Origin of the sequence: Eudoraea sp. (genome assembly GCF_049665975.1) — a bacterium.
In the GTDB taxonomy this organism is placed as follows: Bacteria; Bacteroidota; Bacteroidia; order Flavobacteriales; family Flavobacteriaceae; genus Eudoraea.
In genome coordinates this window covers 1-11117 of sequence record NZ_JBATGR010000369.1, presented here as the reverse complement: position 1 = coordinate 11117, position 11117 = coordinate 1, and the positions used below count along the sequence as shown (strand labels likewise).

Annotated in this window: 13 protein-coding genes and 1 pseudogene; 13 read left to right on the top strand and 1 reads right to left on the bottom strand. The window is 36.2% G+C overall.

All coding sequences use genetic code 11. The features are described from left to right. The 13 genes from atpB to WBN20_RS12605 form a co-directional block, all read left to right on the top strand. A partial coding sequence (gene atpB / locus WBN20_RS12665) for a F0F1 ATP synthase subunit A (protein WP_424281952.1) occupies positions 1 to 645 on the top strand: 645 nt, incomplete at its 5' end. A gap of 31 nt (positions 646 to 676) precedes the next feature. Then, positions 677 to 877 carry an ATP synthase F0 subunit C gene (atpE, locus tag WBN20_RS12660; RefSeq protein ID WP_424273581.1) on the top strand — a complete coding sequence of 67 codons (201 nt, stop codon included), beginning with the start codon at positions 677 to 679 and terminating at the stop codon, positions 875 to 877. A gap of 82 nt (positions 878 to 959) precedes the next feature. Beyond that, positions 960 to 1460: a F0F1 ATP synthase subunit B gene (locus WBN20_RS12655; RefSeq protein ID WP_424274971.1), complete on the top strand. Its 501-nt coding sequence runs from the start codon at positions 960 to 962 to the stop codon at positions 1458 to 1460. A 6-nt stretch (positions 1461 to 1466) separates the two neighbouring features. Beyond that, on the top strand, positions 1467 to 2006 hold the full coding sequence (gene atpH / locus WBN20_RS12650) for an ATP synthase F1 subunit delta (protein ID WP_424271717.1): 540 nt from the start codon (positions 1467 to 1469) through the stop codon (positions 2004 to 2006). 60 nt (positions 2007 to 2066) lie between these two features. After that, positions 2067 to 3647 (top strand): F0F1 ATP synthase subunit alpha, encoded by a 1581-nt coding sequence (gene atpA / locus WBN20_RS12645; RefSeq protein ID WP_424281951.1) that lies wholly within the window; start codon positions 2067 to 2069, stop codon positions 3645 to 3647. 23 nt (positions 3648 to 3670) lie between these two features. Then, entirely contained in the window at positions 3671 to 4531 is an 861-nt protein-coding gene (gene atpG / locus WBN20_RS12640; protein ID WP_424271719.1) for an ATP synthase F1 subunit gamma, read from the top strand. Positions 4532 to 4682: 151 nt separating this feature from the next. Further along, positions 4683 to 5198 (top strand): hypothetical protein, encoded by a 516-nt coding sequence (locus WBN20_RS12635; RefSeq protein WP_424281950.1) that lies wholly within the window; start codon positions 4683 to 4685, stop codon positions 5196 to 5198. A gap of 66 nt (positions 5199 to 5264) precedes the next feature. Then, positions 5265 to 6749, top strand: a complete 1485-nt coding sequence (locus tag WBN20_RS12630; protein ID WP_424281949.1) for a lipopolysaccharide biosynthesis protein — start codon at positions 5265 to 5267, stop codon at positions 6747 to 6749. A gap of 1 nt (position 6750) precedes the next feature. Beyond that, complete coding sequence (dut, locus tag WBN20_RS12625; protein ID WP_424281948.1) at positions 6751 to 7185, top strand: dUTP diphosphatase; 435 nt, start codon at positions 6751 to 6753, stop codon at positions 7183 to 7185. A gap of 38 nt (positions 7186 to 7223) precedes the next feature. Beyond that, a complete protein-coding gene (locus tag WBN20_RS12620; RefSeq protein WP_424273691.1) occupies positions 7224 to 8141 on the top strand; it encodes a tetratricopeptide repeat protein in 918 nt (305 codons plus the stop codon). 4 nt (positions 8142 to 8145) lie between these two features. Next, entirely contained in the window at positions 8146 to 8922 is a 777-nt protein-coding gene (locus tag WBN20_RS12615; protein ID WP_424281947.1) for a DUF4292 domain-containing protein, read from the top strand. A gap of 1 nt (position 8923) precedes the next feature. Next, the gene (locus WBN20_RS12610) at positions 8924 to 10153 is read left to right on the top strand and encodes a murein hydrolase activator EnvC family protein (protein WP_424273689.1); all 1230 of its coding nucleotides are present in this window, start codon (positions 8924 to 8926) and stop codon (positions 10151 to 10153) included. A 13-nt stretch (positions 10154 to 10166) separates the two neighbouring features. Continuing rightward, positions 10167 to 11003 (top strand): aldo/keto reductase, encoded by an 837-nt coding sequence (locus WBN20_RS12605; protein WP_424281946.1) that lies wholly within the window; start codon positions 10167 to 10169, stop codon positions 11001 to 11003. A 21-nt stretch (positions 11004 to 11024) separates the two neighbouring features. Here the strand turns inward: WBN20_RS12605 and WBN20_RS12600 are convergent. Further along, positions 11025 to 11117 (bottom strand): annotated as a pseudogene (locus tag WBN20_RS12600) (acyl-CoA thioesterase); the annotation flags it as partial.

Here is an 11117-nt window from a genome sequence, read left to right as displayed (position 1 = left end):
TTTGGAGGATTAGCCAAATCGTATTCTAAAAATGGGGGAATAGCCAAAGGAGTAGGAAGGTTTTTTGAGCCGATTATCTTATACATAAGAGATGATATTGCAATTGCTACAATAGGAGAAAAAAAGTATAAGAAATATATGCCTTTTCTACTTACTATTTTCTTCTTTATTTGGTTTTTAAATATGTTTGGACTCACACCCTTTGGGGTTAATGTAACAGGCAATATTGCAATAACAACTGCATTGGCAGTTCTTACTTTTTTGATTACCAATTTAACAGGGACGAGTACTTACTGGAAACACTTGTTTGATCCACTGGGAGATTCTATGCCATGGATTGCCAAAATTCCGTTATATATTATATTAGTTCCTATTGAAGTTCTGGGAATATTTATAAAGCCATTTTCATTATTGATACGTCTATATGCCAACATGCAGGCGGGGCATATTGTTATTATGAGCTTAATTGGACTAATGTTCCTTTTTAAAAATTGGATTGGCAGTTCGTTGTCCTTTGGACTTACATTTGCCATTTCATTAATTGAAATTCTGGTGGCCTTATTACAGGCTTATATTTTTACAATGTTGTCGGCATTGTATTTTGGTTTTGCTTCGGAGGAACATGAGCATGCAGAGGCACATTAATTTGAATGTTTAATTTTTAATTATATATACTATGACAATTCCAAGAATTGTAGGAGCAGGATTAATTGTAATCGGTGTAGGAGTGGGTATCGGAAGAATCGGTGGCCAGGCTATGGAAGCGATTGCACGTCAACCTGAAGCTTACGGAAAAATTCAAACGGCAATGCTTATTGTAGCGGCGCTTATTGAAGGTATTGGTTTCGCTGCACTTTTTGCAACTACAGAAAACTAGAAAAATGACTAACGGCTGTAACGGTTGGTTACCGCCGTTAGTTTAATTAATGGAAAGATTAAACAATTAAGATTTTTTAGGTATGGAAAAGTTATTAGAAGATTTTTCGTTAGGCTTATTTTTTTGGCAGACATTATTGTTTATAGCGTTGGTGCTTTTGTTATGGAAATTTGCATGGAAACCAATCCTTACGGCAATTAATGATCGCGAAGAAGGAATTAAAAACGCCTTGTCAGCTGCAGAAGAAGCCAAAAAAGAAATGCAGAATTTAACTTCCGATAATGAGAAATTATTAAAGGAAGCAAGAGCAGAACGCGAAGCCCTCTTAAAAGAAGCAAGGGAAATAAAAGACAAAATTGTAACTGATGCTAAAGATCTTGCTCAGACAGAGGGGGATAAATTAATAAAACAGGCACAAGCCACTATTGAAAGCGAGAAAAAAGCTGCTGTAGCAGATATAAAAAACCAGGTTGCAGAACTCTCCGTTGAAATTGCCGAGAAAGTAATCAGAGAACAATTGTCAAATAAAGAAAAGCAATTGAAGCTGGTTGATGACATGCTAGGTGACATTAAATTGAATTAAGTTAAAATGAGCGAATCAAGAGCAGCCATACGTTACGCAAAAGCAACTTTAAACCTTGCTATTGAGCAAAATGCTACAGACGCAATTGATGGTGACATGCGTGATATAGTGCAAACCATTTCTGATAGTGACGAGCTAAAAGACATGTTGCAAAGCCCAATTCTTGAAGGCTCATCAAAATATAAGGCCTTAAAGGTGATTTTTAAGAATATCAATAATGTAACTAAGGAACTCTTTGCATTACTTGTTGATAAAAAACGAATAGCCTTATTAAATGAAGTAGCTGCTAAATATATTTCCCTTAACGATAATTTAAAGGGAGAAAACGTGGCCATGGTTACTACCGCAGTGCCTTTAACCCCATCTTTGGAAAAAAAGATTCTTACACAAGTTGAGAAAATCACGAGTAATAAAATTACTCTGGAAAATCAAATTGATGAAAGCATAATAGGAGGGTTTATATTGCGTATTGGAGATCTGCAATACAATTCCAGTATTTCCAATAAATTGAATAATTTAAAAAGAGAGTTTACAAATAGTATTTAAATAGAAATTACGAATGTAAAAGGAGTTAGTTCCTTTTTAACATCTTAGATCTGAAATAAAATGGCAGGAGTAAAAGCCGCAGAAGTATCTGCAATCTTAAAAAAACAATTATCTGGATTTGAAGCCAAGGCTTCATTAGATGAGATAGGTACCGTATTACAAATAGGTGATGGGATAGCCAGGGTATATGGCTTATCTAATGCTGAATATGGTGAATTAGTTGAATTTGAAGGTGGTTTGGAAGGTATTGTTCTGAATCTTGAAGAAGATAATGTTGGAGTTGTACTATTGGCACCCTCGAGAGAAATTAAGGAAGGTGCTATAGTAAAACGTACCCAGCGTATTGCTTCAATTAAGGTTGGAGAAGGTATTGTAGGGCGTGTTGTAGATACTCTGGGTAATCCTATAGATGGTAAAGGAGCCATTTCCGGAGAACTTTATGAAATGCCTTTGGAACGAAAAGCTCCTGGAGTAATTTTCCGTCAACCCGTTTATGAACCATTACAAACAGGGATTAAGGCTGTAGATGCTATGATACCCGTAGGAAGAGGTCAGCGCGAATTGGTTATTGGTGACCGACAAACAGGTAAAACAACGGTTTGTATAGATACTATAATAAATCAAAAGGAGTTTTATGACGCAGGAGAACCTGTCTATTGCATATATGTAGCAATTGGCCAAAAAGCTTCAACTGTTGCGGCTATAGCAAAAATGTTGGAAGATAGAGGCGCTTTAGCTTATACAACTATTGTTGCTGCTAGTGCTTCTGAACCTGCTCCAATGCAGGTTTACGCACCTTTTGCGGGAGCAGCTATTGGCGAATATTTTAGAGATACAGGTCGTCCGGCTTTAATTATTTATGATGATCTATCTAAACAAGCAGTAGCATATCGTGAAGTATCTCTTTTGCTAAGAAGACCACCGGGGCGTGAAGCTTATCCAGGTGATGTTTTCTATTTACATTCAAGGTTATTAGAGCGAGCTGCGAAAGTAATCGATGTTGATTCAATAGCGCAGAACATGAATGATTTGCCAGAGGTTTTAAAGCCTATGGTGAAAGGTGGCGGGTCTTTAACGGCCTTACCAATTATTGAAACCCAGGCAGGGGATGTATCTGCATATATTCCTACTAATGTTATTTCTATAACAGATGGTCAAATATTTCTGGAACAGGATTTGTTTAATCAAGGGGTGCGCCCGGCGATTAATGTTGGGATATCTGTATCGCGGGTTGGGGGTAATGCTCAGATTAAGTCTATGAAAAAAGTTGCAGGGACTTTAAAACTTGATCAGGCACAATTCCGGGAACTGGAAGCATTTTCAAAATTCGGATCTGACCTGGACGCGGCTACTTTGAATGTAATTGAAAAGGGCAGGCGTAATGTGGAAATTTTAAAGCAGGCTCAAGCCGACCCTTTTACTGTTGAAGATCAGGTAGCAATAATATATGCTGGCTCTAAAAATTTATTAAGTAATGTTCCGGTTAACAAAGTGAAGGAGTTTGAAAAAGACTATTTAGAATTCCTAAATGCTAAACACAGAGACGTATTGGATACTTTGAAAGCTGGAAAATTAACGGATGAGGTAATTGATACCTTAACATCTGTATGTAAAGACCTGGCAGGTAAATATGAAGGCTAATCTTTGAATTCACAATTTAAGAAATGGCAAATTTAAAGGAAATAAGAAATAGAATAGTATCGGTATCCTCTACCATGCAGATAACCAGCGCCATGAAAATGGTGTCTGCTGCTAAGCTAAAAAAAGCTCAGGATGCCATTACCGCAATGCGCCCTTATGCCAATAAACTTGTAGAATTGTTGCAAAATTTCAGTGGAAGTATAGATGGTGAAACCGGGAGTAAATATACAGCCAATAGAGATCTGAATAACGTTCTGATTGTAGTAATCACATCCAATAGAGGACTGTGTGGGGCGTTTAACTCCAATATAATCAAACACTGCCTGTCAATGCAGAAAAACCAATACGCGGGTCAGAAAGTTGATTTTATAACTATAGGAAAGAAGGCGCACGACCTTATTGGAAAAAGACATACTGTTGTTTCTGACCATAGCAAAATCTTTGATGAACTTACTTTCAATAATGCTGCGGTAATTGCAGAAGAATTAATGCAATTATATACTGATGAGTCCTATGACAAAATTGAAGTAGTATATAATAAATTCAAAAATGCGGCTACACAAATAGTCACTACAGAGCAATTCTTACCAATTGTCCCTATGGAGCAGGAATCAAACAACTCAGCTGACTATATTTTTGAGCCTGCAAAAGCAATTATAGTAGAACAGCTTATTCCTAAGTCCTTAAAAATGCAGTTATACAAGTCAATAAGAGATTCATTTGCAAGTGAACATGGAGCAAGAATGACCGCAATGCATAAAGCAACTGATAATGCCACTGAATTAAGAGATCAGCTAAAACTGACGTATAATCAGGCTCGCCAGGCCGCTATTACCAATGAAATCCTTGAAATAGTAGGTGGCGCGGAGGCATTGAACAATTAGCTATTTTATAGTTAGGTTGAATTGATTAAACAATAATTATCCCGCCTATAGCGGGATTTTTTATTGGTAGGATTTTCATAGATGCTTAGCTGATTTTTTTGGCACCAAATTTGGTTTTATATCTTTACGAAACCATTAATAAAAATGAATTATGAATAAGACATCAATTATAATACTTACTGTTTTTAGCCTTTACGGATGCTCCTCCCAAAAGAAATTAACAACGGCACCTCCTTTCAGCATAAATAATCCTTCCTATCAACAATATGCTGGTGGCAGGGAAGAAAGTGGCACTGGTTTTATCTTACAATTAGCTGTTGATGTGGAGGCTGGCAACGAAATAAAATTTTTAGAAGTCTTTTTCAGGGGACGTGTTTTAGAAGCAGAGCTTAAAGAGGAAGGAGAAAACCTGCAAATTATCTGCAACTATAAGTACACAAGTGAGGACAAAAAACCAGATATTATAATGCATTCAGATCCTAAAGAAGAAGTGGGAAATCAACCCCCTGGTTCTATAAATAGTAAAAATGCAGATTTCCCATTTGATTTGAACAAAGATGAAGCGGTTGTTAGTTATAAAGTTATCACAGCTGATCCGCAAAATAATAAAGTAACCTATTTCAAAATCACGGGAATAAAGAACAAGCCTTCACGTATATATCAGTGAACACCAAATGACAGACTTTGTTCCATGGGTTTAAATACCTAATTTTAAGCCCAAATCTTTAAGCCTTTGAGTTTATTTAAAAAACTTTTTAAGCAAACATTCATTTATGGTTTGGCTACTGTGTTGCCTCGTATGCTGTCCTTTATTTTGGTCCCTATTTATACCAAAGTTATGCCACCGGGATCATATGGAGAGGTGACATTAATTTTTTCCTGGTTTGCAATCTTTAATGTGATCTTGGCCTATGGCATGGAAACAGCCTTTTTTAGATTCTTCAATGGCGAAGATGATAAGAATAAAGTGGTTACCACCTCATTAATTTCTTTGGGAGTTAGCACCGTATTATTTACGATTCTGGCCCTATTGTTACAAAACCAAATGGTTGAGGCACTAAATATAGAACAGCGCTATATTAAGTATGTCATATTTATTCTGGCCCTGGATGCTCTTGCCATCATCCCTTTTGCCTGGCTTCGGGCAAATGAAAGACCCATGCGTTACGCGATGGTGAAAACGGTTAATGTTGCTGTGAATTTAGGTTTGAATATCTTTTTCCTCCTTTTGCTTCCAGGTCTGGCCAAAGCCAATCCGGAAGGCTTATTGAATGTCATCTATATACCTGATTTTGAAATATCATACATTTTAATTTCAAATTTAATAGCTAGCGGAATTACCTTATTAATGATGGGCGGCCTATATCTCAAAAGAACTTATTCTTTTGACAAACCCCTATTGATTAAAATGTTAAAGTATGGAACGCCCGTAATGATTGCCGGAATTGCTTTTACTATAAATGAGGTTTTTGATAGAATATTACTTGCAGATTTATTACCTCCGGATATTGCCAAGAGTGAAATGGGCAAATATTCTGCTTGTTATAAACTGGCGCTTTTTATGACTCTTTTTGCCACGGCTTTTCGCCTTGGGATAGAACCTTTTTTCTTTAGCCATTCCTCTTCTGAACATCCTCAGCGTGCCTATGCCCAGATAACAAACTATTTTGTTGTCCTGGGAAGCGTAATACTATTAGCGGTAGTGGTATTTGCAGATGTTTTAAAAATCATTTTTATTCAGGACCAGGCATATTGGGAAGCCATGCCAATAGTACCGGTGATAGTATTAGCAAGCTTTTGCCTGGGTATTTATCACAATCTTTCAGTTTGGTATAAGGTTACAGACAGGACACAATTTGGCGCTTATATTTCTATTGTAGGAGCATTAATTACAATTGGGATTAATTATTTATTCATTCCGGACTGGGGGTATTATGCTTCTGCATTTGCTACTTTGGCGGCATATGGAAGTATGATGGTAATCTCTTATCTCTTTGGCAGAAAGTACTATCCTATTCCTTATAATTTTAGAAAAATAAGCTTTTACTTAGGATTATCTATCCTGTTTGCCGCACTTTCATTTTATGTATTTAACAGAAATTTGGTAATAGGTAGTGGCTTGCTTTTAGTATTTTTAATCCTGCTCTACAAAATGGAAAATGAAACCTTGAAAAGAATATTTTTAGGAGGGATAATGGGTAAAAAAAACGGCACATAAAATGAAAGTTAAAATTATTAATAAATCAGATCACGCTATCCCCGAATATGAAACAACGGCTTCGGCCGGGATGGATCTTCGGGCCAATATAACTGAATCAATTACGTTACAACCACTAGAAAGGGCTGTTGTTAAAACAGGGTTGTTTTTGGAAATCCCTGTCGGATATGAAGCGCAGGTAAGACCGCGAAGTGGTTTGGCGGCTAAGAAAGGAATAACGGTTCTTAACGCACCCGGGACAATAGATGCAGATTACAGAGGAGAAATTGGCGTGATTCTTGTGAATTTATCTAAAGAAGAATTTACCATTGTCAATGGGGAACGCATAGCACAATTAGTGATCACGGCACATGAGCGAGCTGAATGGATTGAAACAGAAATTTTGACTGAAACCACCAGGGGAGAAGGTGGGTTCGGAAGTACCGGAATAAAGTAAAATTTTTTTATTGGTGAGGATATATGTAGTGGTATAATATGAACTTTAGGCTTAAATGGGTTATTTATATTTTAGGGATATTTATTTTCTCTCAGCTTGGCTATGCTCAGGAAGAAGAAAGCGCTGAGGTATTTTTGGAGGATTATACAGACGAATTTCAAGAAACATTTTTTGAAGCATTAAAACAAAAAGGGATTGAGAACCATGACAAGGCTATTAATCTTTTTCTTAAATGTAAAAATCTGGATAGCACATACAATGTTGTTGACTTTGAATTGGCTAAATCTTATTTAGCAAATAAGCAATATTTAGAAGCTCAGCAATACGGGCTTGATGCATTAAATTCAGAACCGGAGAATTTTTGGTATTTAAATGTTGTAGTGGAGATTTTACAAAAACAGGGTAATTCCATGGAGATGATTAAAGATCAAATTTCTTATGATAATAGTAAGCTAATAGAAAATCTAGCCCTGATATACTTTCAAAAAAAGAATTATCAGAAGTCTTTAAGTATTTTAAAAGACATGAAAGACTCTTCTTTTAAAAAATCTCTTTCACTTAGGATTAAAGATTCTTTGGATCGCCCTAGGAATGTTGATGTAATAAAGGAAGTTCCTACGTCCCAAAATACGGATCTGAGCCCTCTTTTAAAGTATAAGGAAGAAATAGGAGAATTAATACGAATTAAGAATTATAATTCCTTACTTATTAAAGCAGAAGCGGCTTTGGAGGAATTTCCGTCTCAGCCTTATTTTTATTACGCGAAGGGTTTGGGTCTTAATAGAAGTGGAAAACAGAAGGAAGCGACAAGTGAATTGGAAACTGCTTTGGATTTTCTTATTGACGATATTGAACTTGGTAATAATATTTACAGAGAGTTAGCTAATGCGTATAGATTTTTAGGAAACTCATCAAAGGCAAATATGTATCTTAGTAAAATTAAATCTGGCTCCTGATCGAATGAAAAGTAATATTAATAGATGGGTCATAATTACGGTTCTGGCAATGCTTTCTTTCTCTTGCAAATCAAGCAAGGTAGTTTCAGCAAGCGAGGTTGATAAAAAGCTTACCACCAAGGCAATAATCAAAAATCATTATAAAAATCAATTAGAATTCAAGACCATAAGCGGGAGGATGAAAGTTGAGTACAATGATGGTGGTGCCGTTCAAAGTTTTAATGTTAGCCTCAGAATGGAAAAGGATAATGCAATTTGGATGAGTGCCCCTCTGGGTGTTGTCAAGGCATTAATTACCCCTAAAAGAGTAACCTTCTATAATAAACTTCAAAATGAGTATTTTGATGGAGACTTCACTTATTTGAGCATGTTATTGGGAACTGAATTAGATTTTAACAAAGTACAGAATTTATTACTGGGGGAAGCACTATTTGATTTGCGGACAGAGAAATATATTTCCCTTGCGACGGAAGAATACTATGAGCTTAAACCTAAAAATGTGGGTGATCTGTTCAAAACACTATTCTTAATTGAACCAAAAAATTTTAAAATTGCTACACAGCAGTTATCTCAACCCTGGAATAAGAGACTCTTAGAAATTTATTACAAATCATATCAGGAAAAGAATAACCGAATCTTACCTGAGGAAATTCAGATTACAGCAATTGATATTGACCAAATAACCAATATTGCCATAGAATTCAGGAATATAGAGTTGAATCGAATATTGAATTTTCCCTATAAAATACCAAAAGGATTTGAAGAAATAGTTTTGAAGTAAAATGAGAATTGCAAAGCAATATCCTGCATATATACTATTTGTTATTTTAGCGCTACTGGGTTCAAATGTATTTGGGCAGACTAACGAACAGAAAGCCCTGGAAACAAGGAGAGAACAGCTGCAAAAGGAAATTGAAGATATAAACCGACTGTTATTTGCAGAAAAAAAGCAAAAAGGGACTGTTCTGGATCAAATGGAGGTGTTAGACCAGAAAATTAACGTTAGACAGCAATTGATCCGAGTTACTAATCAGCAAGCTAACCTTCTTAACAGGCAAATAAATGCCAATATTCGAAATATTTCCAAGCTTCGGGAAGATTTGGATGCCTTGAAAGAAGAGTATGCAACAATGATCCAAAAATCATATCAGAATAGATCTCAACAAAGCAGACTAATGTTTCTCTTGTCTTCGGAAAATTTTTTTCAAGCCTTTAAAAGATTACAATATATGAAACAATATACGCAGTTTAGAAAAGAGCAGGGGGAGGATATTGTCAGGAAAACAGAAGAACTTACTCAATTAAATAACGATTTAACAAACCAACGTAAAGACAAGGAGGTTTTGTTGGCCCAGAATTTAAAGGCTAAAGGTGAATTACTGAATGAGATAAAAGCTCAAAAAAATCTATTAAAGTCAATTCGACAAAATGAGAGTAATTATGCCTCAGCTATTAAGAAGAAAAAACAGGAAGCAAGAAAAATTGATCAACAAATAGAACGATTAATCCGAAACGCCATAGCTGCCTCAAATAAGAAAGCGGGAAAAAGTGGAACATCAAATAAGTTTGTCTTAACACCGGAAGCGACGCTGGTAGCAAATAACTTTTCCGCGAATAAAGGAAAACTTATCTGGCCGGTTGAAAAAGGGATTAAACAACAAGGCTTTGGCATATATAAAGATGCTGTGTATCCGGGGATTAAACATCAGAGTAATGGGGTTATAATAGCAACGGATGAAGGCGCTACTGCCCGCGCTGTTTTTGAAGGAGAAGTGATCGCAATTTTGGCTGTTCCAGGAGGAAATAAGGGTGTTCAGATCAAACATGGGAACTTTATAAGCACCTATTACAATCTTTCTGATTTGTATGTAAAAAAGGGCGATAAAGTAAACCTGAAAGAAGAGTTAGGAAAGATATATACCAATCGGTACAATGGCTTGACACAGCTAAAATTTTACCTCTACAAGGATGCTACAAGATTAAATCCGGAAGAGTGGATTTACCGGCTATAATTATAAATAGATTATGGGATCAATAACTGATATCAAGGGGACTTTTACATTACACAATGGGGTTAAAATGCCGTATTTCGGTTTAGGGGTTTATCTTTCTGAAGATGGAAAAGAGGTAATAAACGCCATAAAATGGGCATTGGAGGCCGGATATCGTCATATAGATACGGCATCCATATATAATAATGAAGAAGGGGTAGGAGCCGGAATAAACGAAAGTAATGTGCCCAGGGAAGATATTTTTGTTGTGAGTAAAGTTTGGAATTCAGATCAAGGCTATGATAATACGCTAAAGGCTTTTGACAAGAGCCTTAATAGATTGGAATTGGAATATTTAGATCTCTATTTGGTACATTGGCCGGTTGTGGGAAAGTATAAAGACACCTGGAAAGCCATGGAATATCTTTATAAGCAGAAACGAGTCAGAGCTATTGGAGTAAGTAACTTTATGCAGCATCACCTGGAGGATTTACTGGGTACAGCAAAGATAATTCCCATGGTAAATCAGATGGAATTTCACCCATATTTGGTGCAACAAAGCCTTTTGGACTTTTGTTCAGATAAAAATATTCAATATGAAGCCTGGTCTCCAATGATGCAAGGCAAGATTTTTGGTATAGACACCTTTAAAGAACTTGCAAATAAGTACGATAAGACCATTGCTCAAATAGTCTTGCGCTGGGATTTGCAAAAAGGAGTTATTACTATTCCTAAATCATCTAAGCGGGAAAGAATTTTAGCAAATGCTGATATTTTCGATTTTGAGTTAACCCTGGAAGATATGGCTAATTTGGATAGTCTGGATAGAGCGCAGCGCTATGGTCCGGATCCTGACAATTTCGATTTCTAAATAAAAAATATCAGAGGGAATTTATTCTTCCATGAATAATGCTCGGAGTTCTGTGGCATCATTTGGCTTCATTTTACCCGCCAGGACCAAACTAAGTTGTTTTCTTCTCAGTGC

Bases quoted from the DNA above. Each gene is read 5' to 3' on its own strand.
- WBN20_RS12615 (WP_424281947.1), top strand. From the start codon at position 8,146: ATGAAAAGTAATATTAATAGATGGGTCATAATTACGGTTCTGGCAATG.
- atpH (WP_424271717.1), top strand. From the start codon at position 1,467: ATGAGCGAATCAAGAGCAGCCATACGTTACGCAAAAGCAACTTTAAAC.
- dut (WP_424281948.1), top strand. From the start codon at position 6,751: ATGAAAGTTAAAATTATTAATAAATCAGATCACGCTATCCCCGAATAT.
- WBN20_RS12635 (WP_424281950.1), top strand. From the start codon at position 4,683: ATGAATAAGACATCAATTATAATACTTACTGTTTTTAGCCTTTACGGA.
- atpA (WP_424281951.1), top strand. From the start codon at position 2,067: ATGGCAGGAGTAAAAGCCGCAGAAGTATCTGCAATCTTAAAAAAACAA.
- WBN20_RS12620 (WP_424273691.1), top strand. From the start codon at position 7,224: ATGAACTTTAGGCTTAAATGGGTTATTTATATTTTAGGGATATTTATT.
- WBN20_RS12655 (WP_424274971.1), top strand. From the start codon at position 960: ATGGAAAAGTTATTAGAAGATTTTTCGTTAGGCTTATTTTTTTGGCAG.
- atpE (WP_424273581.1), top strand. From the start codon at position 677: ATGACAATTCCAAGAATTGTAGGAGCAGGATTAATTGTAATCGGTGTA.
- WBN20_RS12610 (WP_424273689.1), top strand. From the start codon at position 8,924: ATGAGAATTGCAAAGCAATATCCTGCATATATACTATTTGTTATTTTA.
- WBN20_RS12605 (WP_424281946.1), top strand. From the start codon at position 10,167: ATGGGATCAATAACTGATATCAAGGGGACTTTTACATTACACAATGGG.
- atpG (WP_424271719.1), top strand. From the start codon at position 3,671: ATGGCAAATTTAAAGGAAATAAGAAATAGAATAGTATCGGTATCCTCT.